Below are 17,996 nucleotides of genomic sequence, written 5' to 3' on the forward strand. Positions count from 1 at the left end.
TTCCGCTTTCCGTTCAGCGGGCTCAGCGGGCTCTGCGGGCTCAGCGGGAGTGCCAGCCGGGGAAAGGTCACCGACACGCAGGCGACTGCCTCCGAGAACCCGTCGGCGGCGCCTCGTGGTCCAGGACCGCGCGTCGCTCGGATCATCGGGCTTCTGGACGTGGTACCACTGTGCCCGATGGGGGATCTACGCATGCACGTGGCCACATGGGGCTGTAGTCGGGAGAACTGCCGAAGGTCTGGAGCGGACATCTCCGCGAGGCTTCCGGTCCGTCTCCCGGAGCGAAGGCAGGGGCAGTGAGGAACCGAGCGGTCCCGGCGTCCGTCCTGGTGGGAGTCGGGTCGTACGTGCCGCCGCGCCGGGTGGCCAACGAGGAACTGGCGGAGCGCCTGGGCCGGTCGCCCGAATGGATCTTCCAGCGCTCCGGCATCCGGTTCCGGCACGTCGTGGAGCCGGGCACCACCAGCGGGGACCTGGCCGTCGCGGCCGGCCGCGAGGCCCTCTCCCGGGCGGCGGTCGGTGACGTCGCGGCCGTGGTCGTCGCCACCACGACCCCGGACAGACCGTGCCCCGGCACCGCCCCGAGCGTCGCCTCGCGCCTCGGGATGACCGGGGCGGCCGCACTGGACGTCCAGGCCGTGTGCGCCGGCTTCGTCTACGGACTGGGGGTCGCCCAGGGCCTGATCGCCGCGGGCACGGCCGACAGCGTCCTGGTCGTCGGCGCGGACACGCTCTCGCTGAACGTCGACCCGGCCGACCCCACGAGCATGCTCTTCGGAGACGGCGCCGGCGCCGTCGTCCTGCGCGCGGGCCGCGACGAGGAGCCCGGCGCCCTCGGGGCCTGCGTCCTCGGCAGTGACGGTGGCGGGCGCGATCTGATCACCGTACGGGGCGGAGGGGCCGAGGAACGCTCGACGGCCGGAGGCGCCCCGGCCGACCCGTACATGCGCCTGGAGGGTCGGGAGGTGTTCTGGCGGGCCGTGGAGCACATGACGTCCGCCTCGCGCGCGGCGCTGGACGCCGCGCGGTGGAAGCCGGAGGAGGCGGACCGGATCGTCGCGCACCAGGCGAACGCGCGGATCCTGACCATGCTCGCGCAGCGGCTGGGCGTCGCGGCGGACCGCGTGCTGTCCGACATCGAGCGGGTCGGCAACACCTCGGCTGCCTCGATCCCGATCCTGCTCGACCGCGCCGACCGCGCGGGAGACCTCGAACCCGGACACCGGGTCCTGCTCACCGCCTTCGGCGGCGGCCTCGCCTGGGGCGCCACCACCCTCGTGTGGCCGAGCCTCGCACGACCGCACTGACCCGTCCCGCTCATTCCGGAGGAACGACATGTACGACACCCTGGTCGGCATCCTGACCGGCAGGTTCCAGGTGCGGCCCGAGCTGGTGACCCCCGAGGCCACCCCGCCGGCCCTCGGACTGGACTCGCTGTTCGTGGTGGAGCTGTCCTTCGTACTGGAGGAGGAGGCCGGACTGAAGATCAGCTTCGACGCCCTGGGGGAAGCCGACACCGTCGCCGACATCGCACGGCTGATGCAGGACGAGCGGAACAGGCAGGGCATGCGGGACGCGTCGCTCTGACATCCGCCGGCCGTCTCCGCGAGGGGCGTCAGCGGCGGGCGGCGCCCCGGGGGCGCCGGAACAGCAGGGCGTGCACCGTGAAACGCGATCCGTCGAACTCCGCCCGGCCCTGCTCCCGCAGTTCCTTCAGACGGAGTTGCAGGGCCTCCCGGTGCTCGGCGTACGCCAGCAGCGGGATGTCCATCTCGAAGACCTCCAGCGTCTCGGCATCGTAGCCGCGCGAGGTGAGCTCCGCGACGGTCCGGGGGACGTCGGCGAGGGATGAGTGCGCCATGAGCAGGCAGCCGCCCGGCGCCAGGAGCCCGTCCACGCGGTCGACGACGGCGTCGTACACCGCGCGGCCGCCCCGCCGGGCGACGAGGGCCGTCTCCAGCCCGTCCGTCCTGGCGTAGCCCGGGTCGTGGGGAAGGTGCGGCGGGTTGGTGATCACCAGGTCGAACCGCTCGCTCGGCGCGTACTCCTCCAGCGGCGACGTGACGCACGTCAGTCGTGAGCGGTCGAGCCCGTTGGCCGTCACGTTGGCCACGGTCTGGGCGACGGAGGCGGGGTTGATGTCCAGGGCGGTCACCCGCTCGGCGCCGGCCGCGAGCAGGGCGACGCTGTAGAGACCGGAACCGGCGCCGATGTCAAGGGCGTTGACGCCCTCCAGTACGGGGGTGCCGGCGCCGTCGAGCGCGCTGAGCAGGCTCAGTCCGCAGTCGGTCGGGAACAGGACCTCCGAGGGGTCCTCCACCATGAGCCGCAGACGCATGCCACGGAACTTCAAGATCCCGCACGAGGGCCGGACCTCCCACAGCGAACCGCTCTCGCCGGCGGGCAGGACACGGCGTCGTGTCGGTGTGCGGTCGGGAGCACCGGTCATCGGAACGGGACCTTTCAAGAGGGAGAGGAGGGCCGACGGGAGCTGGGGAAGGAGGCCATTGGCCCGGCGTGATCGGTCACTCGGCGAGGGCGGACAGCACGATCCGTACGGAGTCGTCGGCGACGCGCCGCGCGCGCGACTCCGTGACCAGGCCCTCGACATAGCCGAAGTTCCAGGCGAGCGTGCCGTGCACGGTGGTCGCCGTCGCCACGACGGCGCCCATCACCGAGACGCCCGTGAGGAACTGGGCGCCGTCGATTCGCCAAGGGCCCGTCCGGTCGGGGAAGTCGTAGCGGCCGACGTTGGACAGGCAGAGGTTGATCGGCCCCTTCTCGTCCATGAATCGCATGAACGAGGCGCCGTCCGCCAGCGAACCGGGGCCCGCCACGCGCGGCAGGCTGATCGTCGCCAGGTGGTCCTTCCGCTTCCGGCGCCGCGCCAGGTCCCGGCTGATGTCCCGGGCCATGGGCCACAGCGACCCGCCCGGCTCGTACCGGACGCGGGTGGGGACCGTGGCCACGTAGGTGCCGACCTCGTCCGGGAGGACGGGCGGTTCGAGGTCGGCGCGGAAGTCGACCGGCGAACCGATCGAGAAGTACGCGGCGGCCGGGGTGCCCGCGTCCCGGGCGACCGCCGACACCATCGCGGCGGCCAGGGCCCCGTGGACCGTGGTGCCGTGCCGCCTGGCCGCCCGCACCAAGTGCTGCAACTGGTCGGCGGTGAGGGACCGGTGCGTCATCCGGGTGCGCCGCCGCTCGAACGGGACGTGCCCGTCGGGGACGATCCGCTGTGCGGGGCGGGTCACGGACGCCCGTTCCTCCCGGCGCATCAGGGCCCGGAACCCGGCGGCGCCCGCCGCGCCCCGGAGGCGACGCGGGAGCAGGTCGTCCGTCGCGGGGAGGACCCGCCGGGCAACGGTCTGCGGCGATGCCTCGCGGTCCAGCAGTGCGGCGATCTCGATCCACTCGCGGACCAGGGACAGGCACGTCTTGCCGTCGGCGACGACGTGCGAGACCGTCAGGAGCAGGTCGTGGACCTCGGCCTCGTCTTCGCCTCCTGCCGATGTGATCACCAGGGCCCGTAGCAGCGGTCCGGTGCGCCAGTCCAGGCCCTCCGCGAGCTCTCGCTCATCGACCTCGTGCTGCCACCGGGTATCCGCGGTGGGATCGTCCGGTCGCACGTGGACGAGCCGGAGCGGGATCTGTCGTCCGTCCAGGGGGACGAAGGCGGGGTGTGCTCCGGTCCCGTCGTCGGTGATCGCGACGCGCAGCAGGGGGTGCCGTAGCTGGAGGACGTCCAGGGCGCGGCGGTGCAGCGACGGGGACAGACGCCCGTGGACCCGGGCGCGGGCGACGACGTTGAGCGGCGACGTCCGGTCGGCGATCCAGTACAGCCGTTCCAGGGGGCTCAGGTCCCGGCGGACGTCACCGGGCCCGGCGGTCCGCCCGCCCGGGGGGTACGTGAGGGCCTGCGCGGTCTGGCGGACGAGGACGCGGCGGGGCACCAGCCGGAAGTAGGCGTCGCGGAGCACGCGCCGGTGCGGATGGGCCCCCTGGGTCAGCCTGTTCATGTCGCGGGAGCCGGCCACCATCGCCCGTGCGCGGTCGCGGCGCAGGTCCTCGTACGCGCGCAGGGCCCGCACCGGGTCGTCACGCGTCGCCGGATCGGCCAGCGCGCGGGCCAGGACGACGGCGTCCTCCATGGCCGTGCCCGCACCCTGGGCGAGCGTGGTCAGCATGGGGTGGGCGGCGTCGCCGAGGAGGGTGAGGGGTCCCTCGCCCCACCGCTCCAGGAAGGGCCGGTCGCGCGAGGGGACGGTGAGGATGTCCGCCTCGGGGGTGGCCTCGATCGCCGCCCGCACCTCCTCGGCCCACCCTTCGTACGCCCGTCGGACGGCGTCCTTGACGCGTTCCGGGGCGGGCGCCCCGGGGCCGGTGCTCATGGCGGCCCACCAGTAGCACCGGCCGTGGCCGATGTCGATGAGGCCGAAACGCTGTCCGCGCCCCCAGTAGTGGCGTACGGCCCCCTCGGTGAGGCGCGGGTGCCGGAAGGGGACGATGCCGAGCCGGAAGAGGTGGTCGCAGTCCCGCGGCCGCTCTGGCCCGACGAGGTGGCGCCGTACGGCCGAGTGGAACCCGTCGGCGCCGACGAGGACGTCCCCGCTCGCCGAACGGCCGTCCTCGAAGCGGACGGTGACCCCCGGACCCGCGGTGTCGAAGCCGACGGCGGTCGCCCCCAGGTGGACCGGGCAGTCGCCGGCCTCCGCCAGCAGGGCCTCCTGGAGGTCCGCGCGGCTGAGGCAGAAGCTCCGCGCGCCCGCCCGCTCGCAGGCCTCCCCGAACGGCAGGTCCCTGATGAGCCGGCCGCGCCGGTCCATGATCCTGAACGACTCCACGGCCCGGCCGCGTTTCTCCAGGCCCAGGTCGATGCCGAGGCCCGCGAGGGCGGTGACGGCGTTACTCATGACCGACAGGCCGGAGCCGGCCTCGCGCAGCTCGGCGGCGCGTTCGTACACCTCGACGTCGACGCCGACGCGCCGGAGTGCGACCGCGCACGTCAGACCGCCGATGCCGGCACCGATGACGAGGACTTTCGCGGGACGTCCCAATGGCATGGCGTCAGCCCACTCCGTGGTCGTGGTCGGATACGTCGGTCAGTCCGGCGAGGATGCTCGCCAGACGGGCCACGTGCGGCTCTTCCATCATCGTCAGGTGGTCCCCGGGGACCCGGACCGTTCGGATCCGTCCGCCGGTCACGGCGCTCCAGCCGTTGCAGGGGTCCTGATGGCGGGTGCGGGCGGCGCCGTGCATGGCGGACAGGACGGTCGGCAGCGGCTCAGCTGCCCGGACCAGCGTGAGGTCCTGGTCCTCGCGCGGGGGCCGGTAGGCCAGCGTCGCCTGCCAGTTCGCCCGGTAGACGTCGAACAGGCGGCGGACGACGGACCCGGAGCTGTCGGCCGGCAGGATGCCGCGCTCGCCCGCGACGCGGGCCATGGCCGCGAACCTCTCCTCCGCCGGGCCGGCCCCGCCCGGGACGGCCGGAGCGGGTGCCGTGCCCCCGTCGCGCGGCCAGAGCAGCTCGTGGAAGAACCACTCCAGCATGGCCTCGTCGTCGTGGGAGGAGCGTGGTCCCTGGTCCAGGGCGGTGGTGTCCACCACCAGCAGGGTCACCCGCTCGCCCTGCGCCCTCAGCCGGCGGGCGATCTCGAAGGCGACGAAGCCGCCGAAGGACCATCCGCCGATGGTGTACGGGCCGTGCGGGCGCACCCTGCGCAGCGCGGTGAGGTAGCTGTCCGCCAGGTCCTCCACCGTGCCCAGCGGCGTGGTGCCGGGGTCGGCCCCGGCCGCCTGGAACGCGTACAGCGGCCGGTCGGCCGGGAAGTGCCGGGCGAACGCGACGTAGCACAGCACGGTGCCGCCCATCGGGTGGACCATGAACAGTGGTGGTCGGGTGCCCTGCGGGCGGAGCGGCACCAGGGGATCGAACGCGGCCTCCGCGCCACCGTCGCGCAGCCGGGCCGCGAGCCCGGCGGGGGTGGGCGTCGCGACGAAATCGGCCAGGGGGAGGCGCACCCGGTAGAGCCGCTCGATCCGGACCACCAGCCGCATCGCGGTCAGCGAGGTGCCGCCGAGGTCGAAGAGGCTGTCGTGCGTCCCCACCGCGTCCAGGCCCAGGGTGTCCGCCATCATCTCGGTCAGCGTCCGCTCGTACGCGTCGCGCGGACCGGTGTCGGGAGCGCGGCCGGGGGCGGCCAGCGGGGTGCGGCGCAGTGCGGCGTCGTCGCGCTTGCCGCTGGGCGTCAGCGGCCACCGGGAGACCCATTGCAGGTGGGAGGGGACCATGTGAGCGGGCAGCACGGCGCGCAGCCCCTCGCGGACACCGGCCAGGTCCTCGTCCGTGCCCTCGCCGAGGAGGAAAGCGGCGAGGAAGGTCTCGCCGTCCGCCCGCTCGCGGGCCACGACCGCGGCGTCGCGCAGGCCGGGAAAGCCGTGGGCCAGGCCGGTGACGGCCAGTTCCACCTCGGCCGGTTCCACGCGGAAGCCCCGTACCTTCACCTGCGCGTCGTCGCGCCCGAGGAAGACGACGTCGCCGCCCGGAAGCACCATGCCGACGTCCCCCGTGTAGTAGAGCCGTTGACCCCCGTCCGCGAACGGGTGCGGCAGAAAGCGCTCCTTGGTCAGGTCGGGGCGGCCCTCGTAGCCGTCGGCCAGGAAGTTGCCGCCCAGGTACACGTCGCCCCGCGCCCCGATCGGCACCGGGCGCATCCGCTTGTCCAGGACGTGCACCTCGGCGCCGTCGACGGCGCGGCCGATCGGCGGCAGCGCGGGGAAGGCCGCGGGGTCCCCGTCCATGGTGAACGCGGTGACCACGTGCGTCTCGGTGGGTCCGTAGTGGTTCTCCAGGACGGCCCCCGGGAGCCCGGCGCAGAACGCGCGGATCTCCGGCGTCACGCGCAGCTGCTCGCCGCAGGTGATCACCGACCGCAGGGCCGTCGGTGTGACGCCCAGCGCCCCGGCGGACTCGGCGAGCTGCTGGAGGGCCACCGGGGGGAGGAAGACCTGCTCGACGCGCTCGCGGTCGAGCAGGCGCAGCAGCGCGGGCATGTCGCGCCGCCGCGCGTCGTCGGCCAGACACAGGGTGCCGCCGGAGCACAGCGTGGAGAAGATCTCCTGGAAGGAGATGTCGAAGCTCAGCGGCGCGAACTGGAGCGTGACGCCGCCCGGGACCGCGCTGGGCGCCGTCGCCTGCCAGGCCACCAGCGCGGCCAGGGTGCGGTGCGGCATGACGACGCCCTTGGGGGTCCCGGTGGAGCCCGAGGTGAAGAGGACGTACGCGGTGTCCTCGCCGCCCGGTCCGCTCCCCGCCGGTGCGGCCGGTCCGCCGCCCGGTGCGGGTGAGGCCACCGACTCGGCGGGCAGCAGCAGTGCCGGGTCGCCGGCCAGGTGGGCGTGTGCGGCCTCGGCCACGACGCGGAAGGGCCGGGCCTGCTCCACCATGGTGGCCAGCCGGGCGGGCGGATAGCCGACATCCATCGGGACGACCGCGCATCCGGCGCGCAGGACGCCCAGCAGCACCGCCATGGTCAGCGGGGACCGGTTCATGGCGACCCCGATCCGGGCGTTCGCCGGCGCGCCGAGCGCGCACAGCCGCCCGGCCACGTTCTCCGCGGCACTGGCCAGCCGGGCGTAGCTCCACCGTTCCCCGCCCCCCACCACGGCGGTCGCGTCCGGGGTGCGGGCCGCCTGCTCGGCGAAGCGGGAGACGACCGTGGGGTGCTCCGCCCGAGGGGCGAGGAGGGGGCGGGGGGCGAGGAAGGCGAAGTCCGGCGCTTCGTGCGGCTGTTCCGCCAGACGGCGCAGGACGCCCAGATAGCACTCCGCGTAGAGGTCGCCCTGCTCGGCCGGGAAGGTCTCCCCGTCGCAGTCGACCCGTAGCCACGTGCCGGTGCCGTCCGGTTCGGTGATCGCGTTCACCAGGAGGCGGAAGTCGTTCTCCTCCCAGGTGCGGAACCCGGTCAGGCGCAGACCGGGCACGTCGAACACGCGCGAGAGCTGGCGGAAGCGCACGTAGTTGAAGGCGGTGTCCAGGACGGGGCCGCCGTGATCCTCCTGGACGGCGCTCAGCGGGTAGTGGCGATGGGGGTGGTCCTCCTGCTCCTGGCGGAAGCTGGCGCGTGCCACCTCCAGCCAGCTGTCCCGCGCGGTGTCCAGCCGTACGGGCACGGTGTTCAGGAAGAGCCCGGCGGTGCGCTCCGCACCGGCTGTCCCGGGGCGGCCGTGGGTGACGAGGCCCGTGGTGACGTCACGGGTGCCGGCGAGCGCCGCAAGCGTCAGGGCGTGCGCCGCGAAGAGCACGGACTTGACGGGCAGGGCGTGTTCGGCGGCGAGGCTCCGCACCCGCTCGACGAGTGCGGCGGGCAGGTCGACCCGCCGGGAGGCCGGACGGTGGCCGGTGCCGGGCAGGTGGGGCGAGAACGACTCGACCGGCAGGGGCTCGCAGCCTGCCAGCTTCTCGCGCCAGTACCGCCGGGACTCCGGCGAACGCAGGGCGGCCCGCTCCAGCCGCACGTGGGCCGCCGGTGAGGGGGGCGCCGCTCCGTCCACGGGGCCGGTGTCCAGGCCGAGGCCGTGGGCGTAGTCCTGGAGCAGCTCCTGGAGCAGGGTGGCGACGCTCCCGCCGTCGAGGAGCGCGTGGTGGAAGCTGAGGACCAGGTCGACCGCCGCGGGGCGCACATGGGCGCGGAACAGGTACAGCGGCGGCCGGTCGAAGACGTACGGGTGGCGGCGGCGCTCCTCGACGTGCGCGGCCACCTCGGCCTCGGCCGCCGCGTCGTCCAGCGCACGCAGGTCGGCGACCTCCAGGCCACCGCACGCCCGGGGCAGGACGACCTGCAACGGCTCGGCGCCATTCAGGTCGAAGGCGGAGCGCAGCACCGGGTGCCGGGCCGTCAGCCGGTCGAAGGCGCGGCGGAACTCCTCCTCGTCCCACGGCATCTCCAGGGTGTACCGGAAGACGTCCCGGTACCGGGCCGAGGACTCGTACCGACGGCTGTGGTAGAGCAGGCCGAGCTGGAGCCGGGTCAGCGGATGGGCGTCCTCGGCGTCCCGCAGCCGGGCCCGGTCCACGTCGGCCACGAGGGCGAACGGAGCCGGGCCGGCCTCGGTGCCCGGCGCGTCGCACTCCTCGGCGTACGGGGCGAGACCCGCCACCGTCGGGTTCCTCAGGATGTCGGTGAGCGAGAGGCGCAGGCCCCGGGCCTCCGCCTCGGCGCGCACCCTGAGCATGGTGATCGAGTCGCCGCCGAGGGCGAAGTAGTCGTCGTGCACCCCCACCGCGTCGTGGCCCAGGACGCGGGCCCAGACCTCGGCGAGGACCGCCTCGGCGCGGTCGCGCGGCCGCCCGCTTCCGGCGGCCCCGGAGATCCCCGCGGTGTCGTCCGGCGCGGGGAGGGCGCGGTGGTCGGCCTTGCCGTTGGGAGACAGCGGGACCGCGTCGATCCGGGTGAAGGACGCCGGGACCATGAACGCCGGCAGCGCCCGTCCGAGCCGCTCGCGCAGCAGCGCCGGGTCGAGGCCGGTCGCGGCCCCGGCGACGTAGTAGGCGGCCAGGACGACTCCCCGGTCGGCGGTGGTACGTGCCACCACGACGGCGTCGCGCACCCCGGGGACCGCTCGCAGGGCTGCCGCCACCTCGCCGGGCTCGACGCGCTGCCCCCGGATCTTGACCTGGTCGTCGATCCGTCCGAGGTACTCCAGGGTGCCGTCCGCGAGCCACCGGGCCAGGTCCCCGCTGCGGTAGAGCCGGCCGCCCGGTACGAACGGGTCTTCGCCGAACTTCTCGGCGGTCAGCTCCGGACGGTCGAGGTAGCCCCGGGCGACTCCGACTCCGCCGATGCACAGCTCGCCGGCGACGCCGACGGGCTGCGGCACGTCGTCGACGCCCAGCACGTACAGCCCGGTGTTGTCGATCGGCCGGCCGATGGGGACCCGTACGACGGCGTGGCCGGGGCCGGTCGGACAGTCGTAGGACGAGACGTCGACCGTCGCCTCGGTCGGGCCGTACAGGTTCACGAGCCGGGTCGGCTCCTCGCCGCCGTTCTCGCGACGGCACCGGTCGGCGAGACGGTTGAACCGTTCGACCTGTGCCCCGGCCAGGGCCTCGCCGCTGCAGTGGACGTACCGCAGGGACGCGATGCCCCGGCGTGCCTCCGGCGACTCCTCCAACAGGTCGAGGAACGGGCCGAGCATCGAGGGGACGAAGTGCACGGCGGTGACTCCGTGCTCGCGGACGGCTCTCAGGACCTCGCGCGGGTCGCGCTGGCCGCCGGGCGGCAGCAGGGCCACGGTCGCGCCCTCGACGGCCCACCAGAACAGTTCCCACACCGAGACGTCGAAGGAGACCGGCGTCTTCTGCAGGAGCACGTCCCCTTCCCCGAGCGGGTAGCGGCGCTGCATCCAGGCGAGGCGGTTGACCACGCTGTGGTGCTCGACCATGACGCCCTTGGGCTGCCCGGTGGAGCCGGAGGTGTAGATGACGTAGGCGAGGTTCCGGGAGGTGGCGACCGGCTCGACCGGGGCGCCGCCGCCGTTCAGCAGGTCGTCGATCGGCCGGACCGGTACGCGTGGGGGGTGGTCGGAGGGGGCTTCGCCGGCGCTCGGGGGGAGGCCGGCGGACCCGCCGTCGACGATCACCAGCCTGGCGCGGCTGTCGCGCAGCAGGAAGTCCACGCGCTCGGACGGGTGGTCGGGATCCACGGGCACGTAGGCGCCGCCGGCCTTCAGGATGCCGAGCAGCGCGACCGGCAGCCGCGGCCCCCGCTCCATCATCACCGCGACGCGGTCGTCCGGGCCGACGCCCTCCGCCCGCAGGGCGCGGGCGACGCGGTCGGCCCGCTCGTCGAGCTCGGCGTAGGTCAGCGCTTCGCCGGACGCCGTGACGACGGCGGTCCGTTCCGGGTGGGCGGCGGCCCGGGCCTCGAACAGCCCGTGCAGGGTCGCCCGGTCCGCGTAGGGCACCCGGGGGCCGTGCGCGCGTCCGGCGGTGAGGTCCCGGTGCTCGGCCGGAGTCAGCATGGGCACGTCTCGGAGCGGCCGGTCCAGCCGGTCCGCCCCGTGCTCCAGGAGCGTCCTGAGGTGGCCGGCCGCGGCGGCGACGGGGAAGTCATCGTCGAAGACGTCGCGGGCGCAGTCCAGGTCGACGCGGACGTCGGACGTGTCGTCGAAGGCGGAGACCATGACGCCCAGCGCCGCCTGGTCGTGGCAGGGGGCCATCAGGGCGCTGCGCCGGACGATCCCCGGGACGTCCGGACGGGACCAGTTCACGGAGGAGAGCGTCACGTCGAAGAGCTGCCGCGGGCCCCCGGCCGCCGGGGACGCCTCGCGCATGACCTCGCCGAGCGGGAGCCGTTCGTGGCGCCGGAGCCGGCGGGTCGTGTCCCGGACCTCGGCGAGGAGTTCCCGGACGGTCAGTCCGCCGGGGGCCGCGATCCGCAGCGGAAGGGTGTTGGCGAACTGGCCGAGGACGTCCCTGTGCCGCTTCGTCGGACGGTTGAGGAAGGGGACGCCGAGCACCGCCTCCTCGCCGCGGTGCAGGCGCGTCAGCCACACGCCGAGCATGGCCGCGACGTAGGTGGAGGGCCAGTGGCCCGCGGCGCGGACACGGTCGACGAGGGCGCCGTCGAGGACGAACGAGTGGCTCCCCCGCTCGCGCGGGCCGTCGTCCGTCGTACGGGTGAACAGTACGGGCGCCACACCCGCGAGGTACTCCCGGTGGAAGGCGCGGTCGCGGTCTCCGTCGGGCCCCGCGAGGTAGGCGGCGTCCTCCTCGACGAGCGCCAGGTAGGAGGGGGCTCCCCCGTCGGTCTCCCGCCGGTCGCCCCCCGGGACGTGGCCGTCCTCCCGGAAGCGGGTCTGCTCCGGGACGGAGCCGCCCTCCGGCGCCCGTGCGTACTCCCGGAGGATCTCGTGGCCCAGCCGGTCGAGGGTCCAGCCGTCGGCGACGATGTGGTGCGCCTTGACGTGCAGGTGCGTGACGTCCGGACCCTCCAGGAGGACCGTGGCCTCGACGAGGGGGCCGCCGTCCAGCGGCAGGGCGCGCTCCATCGACGCGCGCATCCACTCGGCGCGGGCGGCGTCCGGTTCGGACGCCTCCGAGAGGTCGACCACGGCGACCGGGACCGGATCCGGCGCCACCCGTTGGAAGGGGACGCCGGCGCTGTCGGCGAACCGCAGCCGGAACGTCTCGTGTCGGTGCAGCACGCGTTCCGCGCAGGCGGCGAGCCCGCGGTGGTCGACGCCTCCGTGCAGACGCTCGTGGAGCACGCAGTTGAACTGCGGTGATTCCGGGGTTCGGGATCCGACGGACCAGATGTCTCGCTGGTACGACGTCAAGGGGCGCGGTGATCCGAGGTGGGTGCTCAACTGTGGGGGTTTCCTTCGAGCCGTACCGGGATCTCCCGGTGGCCGTTGAAGATGAGGGAGGGCAGGGGGGACAGGCGGTCGGGACCGACGGCGAGCCGGAGGTCCGGGAACCTGGAGAAGAGCGCGGACAGCGCGATGCGGCCTTCCAGCCGGGCGAGTTCGGCTCCCAGGCAGTAGGTGGGGCCGTGGCTGAAGGCCAGGTGCTCGCGGACGGTGGGGCGGGTGACGTCGAAGAGATCGGCCTCCGGGCCGTGCACTCCGGGATCGCGGCCGACCGCCGCGTAGTTGATGACGAGGGCTTCGCCCCGCTCGAACGTCAGTCCCGTCGGCTCGTCGTGGAGGTCCTCGGTGGGGAAACGCATCATGAAGCTGGCCACCGGAGCCTGGTGGCGCAGTGTCTCCTCCACGACCCGGTCCCAGCCGACCCTGCCCGACACGGCCAGGTCCCGCTGTTCCGGGTGGGTGAGCAGGTTGACCACGGCGTGGTCGAGGAGGTTCGCCGTGGTCCCGTAACCGGCGCCGAGCACCATCCAGATGTTGTCCCCCACCTCCCGCTCGTCGAGCAGGCCCTCGCGGTGCGCGTCGACCAGTGCGGTGGCGATGTCGTCGCCGGGCCGCTCGGACTTGAGCGCGATCAGCTCCGCGAGGAGCCGTGCGGCCTCCGCCTCGGTGTCGCTCGCCTGCTCCGCGCTCAGGTCGGTGGTGAAGACCATGTCGTTGACGGCCTGGAAGCCGTCGTGCATGGATTCCGGCAGCCCCACCAGCGTGGTGACCGTCCGCCACGGCAACCGCGTGGCGTACCACTTCCGCAGGTCCACGACCCGGCCGGGGGCGAGGACCGCCTCCCGGGCGAGGTCGTCGAGGAGTGCCGTGGTGGTCTCCTCGATCCACGGGGCGAGCGCCCGCACGCGGCGGGCGCCGAACGCGGGCACCAGGGGGTGGCGCAACCGGGTGTGGTCGGGCCCGTAGGCGGTCTGGACGGTGCGGATGTCGACCCAGATCCGCAGGGGCCAGTCGGCGGGGAGGTCGCCGTCGACGAAGGCGGGCCAGTGCTGGTGGGCGTCCTTGGAGACCCGGGGGTGGACCAGTAATCGTCGGACGAGACCCGGGTCGGTCACCGACCACGCCGGTACCCCGCCGGGCAGTTCGACCCGGGCAGCCGGCCCCAGCGCGCGCAGCGCCCCGGCTTCGCCGTGGATGTCCGCGGCGCTGCCGTCCACGCGGTAGGGGCAGCGGTCGCGGGAGGGCGGGGAGGACATGGTGTACGACCTCGGCGGCGGTAGTCGGTGGACGTCGGTGCTCGGCGCTCGCAGTACTCAGCGGCGAACGGCGGTCAGGAGCCCGTAGCGGAGTTCCGGGACCTCGAGGAAGAACCAGTGACCCAGGTCGGCCGCCGTCGCCCACTCGCGCGACGTCTCACCGCTGGAGTTGTCCGCGGCGTCCCGCCAGCCGCTGATCATGCTGTCGTAGCAGCGCTGGACGTTCCCTGTGATGTCGGTGTGGTCCACCACTTCGAGACCGGCCTCGCGCAGCAGTTCCCCGTACATGTCGGTTGTCAGGGAGAACTTGAAGTACGCGTACGCGTCGGCCATGCGGGCCGCGTCCGGACCGGTGAGCTCGCCCGCGAGGCTGTGCTCGGCGATGACCAGCCGGCCGCCGGGACGCAGGACCCGTGCGATGTGACCGAGGGCCGCCTTCTTGTCCTTCATGTGCATCAGGGACTCGATGGCGTACGCGCCGTCGAAGGTCCCGTCCTCGAAGGGGTTCTCCATGGCATCCGCCAGCCGGAACGTGGCCCGTCCGGGGAGGGCCGGGGACAGGGGACGGTTGTTGGCCAGGTCCACCTGGTAGTCGCTGACGCTGATGCCGGTGATCTCCACTGCGTGGCGGGCGACGATGCGCGCCGCGGTGCTGCCGTGGCCGCAGCCCACGTCGAGCAGGTGCTGCCCCTCGGCCGGGGCGAGGCGTTCGGTGACGAGGTCCGTCAGCCGGTCCGTCGCCTCCCGCATGGAGCTGCCGTCCGCGTCGTCCTCCCAGTAGCCGACGTGGATGTTACCGCCGAGGGCGTGGTCGTACACGTCCGTGTGACGGTCGTAGAAGGTCCCCACGTCGCCGGACGTATGACGGTTCTGCGTCAGCATGAAGGAGACCTTTCACGATGGGTCGAGCCACGCGCCGTGGCTGGAGGAGGGGCCCTCCGGGGAGCGGGGAGCGTGACGATGGTGCCAAGCCCGCCGACCCGAACAGGGCGAACGAGCTGCGTTTTCACCGTTTCGGGGACACGGGTCTCACCTGTCCGGCGCAACGGGCGACGGCGGCCCGGCACACACGTCCGCCGGGCACGCCCGTCACCCGCCCCCGGGGAGAGGCGGGTACGGGGCCGTGCCCGGCGGAGCGGGTGCGGTGGATCCGGTGGGTCCGGTGAAGGGGCGACGGGTGCGCTGGGTGCCTGCACGCTGCCGACCCGTACGGACCGGCCGGATCCGCTCAGACGCGCCCGAAGAACAGGCTGCCCGGTGCCTCCGGGTCGTTCGACAGGAAGTGCTCGCGAACGGCGCGGATGAACTCGTGGCGCGAGATGGCGCCGTCGCCGTCGGTGTCCAGCTGCGTGAACATGTCCATCGCGTCGGGCGCTTCGCTCTTCCACACGTCCCGCAGGAAGCGCGCGAACTCGTCCTTGCTGATCTCGTTGTCGCCGTCGACGTCGATGACGTCGAAGATCGCGTGACCGCCACCCTCGGTCACGTTGAGGCGGCTGGTGTCGACGACGGCGAGGCGGTTGGCGGTGACGAACTGGTCCTTCGTCAGCCGGTCGCCTTCGACGCCCGCGTGGCGCAGCAGCTCCAGCCAGTAGATCTGGCAGAAGGTCTGCAGTGCCCTGGCCCGGCGGTCGTTCTTGTCGAGGCCGTACGCCTTGATGTAGCGGTCGGCGAGCTGCTGGTAGTCCGACCAGTCCAGGTGGCCGTCGTTGTTGGCGTCCATGGTGTCGAAGGTGCGCTCGAGCTTGATGGTGATGACGTCCTGTACTGCGGCGGTCACGTGTCCTCCTTGGGGACGAGGGGGGATGTACACCAGCACTTTTGCGCGGGGTACATCCCGCACAAAAGTGCTCATCCTCGCCTTCCACTCCTTCGGCCCAACCGGGCCACCCGTAGGAGTGCGCTCGGCACGACCTGCCACACATACTGAAAGCCCGCCCACGGAAGCGGAACGCAACGCGCGTTCGCCGGACGCCGTCTGCTCCGGGAGCCGAAGGCGCCGGCCGCATGACCGTTGCCACGACGGCGAAGGGGCGGCACGACCCGCCGCCCGGCCCGCGGGGCACGGCCCCGCCCGCCTCCCAGTTCTCAACCGGAGTGAACACGTGTCGAAAACGTCGGGTCCGATGTCACCCGCAGGCCGGGCCGTACTGATCACCGGGGCCTCCTCCGGACTGGGGGAAGCCTGCGCACTCCACATGTCCCGGGTCGGCTTCCACGTCCTCGCCGGGGTACGCCGCCCCGAGGACGGGGAACGACTGCGCGCGGCCGCAACCGGCCGGCTGACCCCGGTGATCGTCGACGTGACGGACGAGAAGTCGGTCCGGGCGGCCGCGGACGAGGTGACCGGACTCCTCGGCGGCGCCGGACTGTGGGGACTGGTCAACAACGCGGGCATCGCGGTCACGGCTCCGCTGGAGTGCGTACCCATGGAGCAGATGCACCGGCAGCTCGACATCAACGTGATCGGCCAGGTGCGGATGGTCCAGGGCTTCCTGCCGCTGCTGCGTGCCGCCACCGGGCGGATCGTTAACGTGTCCTCGGGCCTCGGGAACGTCGCCCTTCCCTACCTCGGCGCCTACGCCGCCTCCCAGTTCGCCAAGGAGGCCCTCAGCGACGCGCTCCGCCGGGAGCTCGCCCCACAGCGCATCCCCGTCGTGGTGATCCAGCCGGGCGCCGTCTTGACCCCCCTCTGGTCCAAGATGTCAGAGACGGGCAACCGCGCTCTGGAGGGCGCTCCCGAGCAGGTCCGGGAGCTCTACCGCGACTCGTTCCTCGGCTTCATGGAGGCCAACGAGACCTCGGCCCGCAGCAGCCGCACGACCGTCGACGACGTCGCCCGGGTGGTCTTCCGCGCGCTGGTCGCCCAACGGCCCAGGACCCGGTACACCGTCGGCCGCGACGCGGCCGGCAGCCGCGTGCTGTCCAGGCTGCTGCCCGACCGAGCCCTGGACCGGGTCTTCGGCGGTACGTCGGCCCTGAAGAACCTCCGGAACTGAACGCCCCCGACCGCCTCCGGCCCGGCCGCACCAGAGGGCTCGGTGGAAGCCCTTCTTGTGCGCAGGTCGATGGATCCCGAGTTCGGCTTGAGTGGTTCAGCCGAACCACGTTTCGGCTTCGGTCCGGGTCCGGCCCGGAGTCACGGCGTGCCCCGGGTGCGTACGACGCTCACGCCCTCCGCCAGCCCGACGGCATCCCACCTGGCGCCACGGAACGATACCGCCCAGAACCGGATGAGGCACGGATGCCAATAGCTCGGCAGCCGGCGCCCCAGCCACTTCAAGAGCCCTGCCGCGGTACAGCTGAGGGCCGCCCAGCGGTCGCCCATCACGCATGACGACCCATCAGAAGTTGCGCCGCCCGTGCGTCAAACGTGCGTCACGCGCGTCGCATATGCGTCAAGGCATCGCCCGTAACGCACCCCCACGCCGTGAGCCTCGCGCGCCCGCGCAGACTTCCATGACCGCCTCGCGGTCGAGACCGGACCAACGAGGCTATTGCCACCTGTCCACAAGGGCTGGAACGTACCCGCGCACGCACCCCGGCGACGGATCGCACCCCTGGGCTCCTCCGCCGACGAGGCCGCAGGGCGCCGGCGATGCAACGGCAGCTCCCGCTGCCCATCGTCGAGACCGGGACTCAGTACGGCCCGCGAGCCAATCTAACTACTCGTCAGTAAAGTCAGCAAAAGGTCAGTATTCGTCCGAGCAAAGCCGATTACAGCCTGCAACACGTGAGACTCGACCACCCACGCTGAAGGCTGTCGGGCCGCGCTCGGCAGCTTCTCTTCCACCAAGAAATGCGGAGGGCTGAGTGCGAGCGCCGCACCCAGCCCTCGTCTGCATAAAGCAGCAGGTCAACGCACCCTGCCCATGGCTCTCAGGTGCGCCGGCGGGAGTTCTGGAGCCGGAATCGGAGGGCCGTCGTAGCCCTTGACCTCGCCGTATCGCGACCCGTTCATCCAGTCTTCTCGGGCCTGCGCGATATCATCGTGTGACCGTCCGATCCAGTTCCAGAACCATTGGATTTCCCGATGTTTCCGCAGGCCAGAGTGTTTTGAGTCCTCCAAGGTCAGCATCAGCGTGCTCTGCTGCGGGCATGACCAGGAGGATTTGTTCTTCCCGGAACTTGATTGCCGCATCGGTCGTGGAGGGGGGCAGGCCGGCCAACTTCGACGCCGCACCCGAGTCGGCCCGACCGTCTCGCCGCGCTCTACTCCTCCGGGTCCTGGCCTCGCTGCAAACGGGGAACCCCCCGGCCCCACTGGGCCGGGGGGGGCAGCGGGTGGGGGTCAGGGGCATTCTGTGATGTGGTCCGCGTGGTCGGCCCGGCAGGTGTCCGTCTGGGGGCCGCCACGGGCGTAGTCGT

9 protein-coding genes and 1 pseudogene are annotated in these 17,996 nt (G+C 73.0%); 3 read left to right on the forward strand and 7 right to left on the reverse strand.

The window, feature by feature from the left end; genetic code table 11:
* Positions 1–296: 296 nt before the first annotated feature.
* Together ACGFYY_RS35070 and ACGFYY_RS35075 are read left to right on the forward strand one after the other, a co-directional pair.
* Positions 297–1,307, forward strand: a complete 1,011-nt coding sequence (locus ACGFYY_RS35070; RefSeq protein WP_393715719.1) for a beta-ketoacyl-ACP synthase 3 — start codon at positions 297–299, stop codon at positions 1,305–1,307.
* A 28-nt stretch (positions 1,308–1,335) separates the two neighbouring features.
* Entirely contained in the window at positions 1,336–1,587 is a 252-nt protein-coding gene (locus tag ACGFYY_RS35075) for an acyl carrier protein (protein ID WP_393715721.1), read from the forward strand.
* 28 nt (positions 1,588–1,615) lie between these two features.
* On the opposite strand, the gene ACGFYY_RS35080 is transcribed toward ACGFYY_RS35075, so the two are convergent.
* From ACGFYY_RS35080 to ACGFYY_RS35105, 6 genes are all read right to left on the reverse strand, one after another.
* Complete coding sequence (locus ACGFYY_RS35080; protein ID WP_393715723.1) at positions 1,616–2,449, reverse strand: 50S ribosomal protein L11 methyltransferase; 834 nt, start codon at positions 2,447–2,449, stop codon at positions 1,616–1,618.
* A 76-nt stretch (positions 2,450–2,525) separates the two neighbouring features.
* On the reverse strand, positions 2,526–5,063 hold the full coding sequence (locus ACGFYY_RS35085; protein ID WP_393715725.1) for an FAD-dependent monooxygenase: 2,538 nt from the start codon (positions 5,061–5,063) through the stop codon (positions 2,526–2,528).
* 4 nt (positions 5,064–5,067) lie between these two features.
* Positions 5,068–12,369 carry an amino acid adenylation domain-containing protein gene (locus ACGFYY_RS35090; protein ID WP_393715727.1) on the reverse strand — a complete coding sequence of 2,434 codons (7,302 nt, stop codon included), beginning with the start codon at positions 12,367–12,369 and terminating at the stop codon, positions 5,068–5,070.
* Positions 12,366–13,628 carry a cytochrome P450 gene (locus ACGFYY_RS35095; RefSeq protein ID WP_393715729.1) on the reverse strand — a complete coding sequence of 421 codons (1,263 nt, stop codon included), beginning with the start codon at positions 13,626–13,628 and terminating at the stop codon, positions 12,366–12,368. Before ACGFYY_RS35095 ends, ACGFYY_RS35090 begins: the two co-directional genes overlap by 4 nt.
* 57 nt (positions 13,629–13,685) lie before the next feature.
* The gene (locus ACGFYY_RS35100) at positions 13,686–14,510 is read right to left on the reverse strand and encodes an SAM-dependent methyltransferase (RefSeq protein WP_393715731.1); all 825 of its coding nucleotides are present in this window, start codon (positions 14,508–14,510) and stop codon (positions 13,686–13,688) included.
* Between the two features lie 346 nt (positions 14,511–14,856).
* Positions 14,857–15,408 carry an EF-hand domain-containing protein gene (locus tag ACGFYY_RS35105; protein WP_393715733.1) on the reverse strand — a complete coding sequence of 184 codons (552 nt, stop codon included), beginning with the start codon at positions 15,406–15,408 and terminating at the stop codon, positions 14,857–14,859.
* A 346-nt stretch (positions 15,409–15,754) separates the two neighbouring features.
* Between ACGFYY_RS35105 and ACGFYY_RS35110 the strand changes: the two genes are divergently transcribed.
* Positions 15,755–16,627: an SDR family oxidoreductase gene (locus ACGFYY_RS35110; RefSeq protein ID WP_393715735.1), complete on the forward strand. Its 873-nt coding sequence runs from the start codon at positions 15,755–15,757 to the stop codon at positions 16,625–16,627.
* A gap of 857 nt (positions 16,628–17,484) precedes the next feature.
* Here ACGFYY_RS35110 and ACGFYY_RS35115 read toward each other — a convergent pair.
* A pseudogene (locus tag ACGFYY_RS35115) lies at positions 17,485–17,658 on the reverse strand (pirin family protein); the annotation flags it as partial.
* Positions 17,659–17,996: the final 338 nt, after the last annotated feature.

Source organism: Streptomyces sp. NPDC048331, assembly GCF_043201215.1.
Taxonomy (GTDB): Bacteria; Actinomycetota; Actinomycetes; order Streptomycetales; family Streptomycetaceae; genus Streptomyces.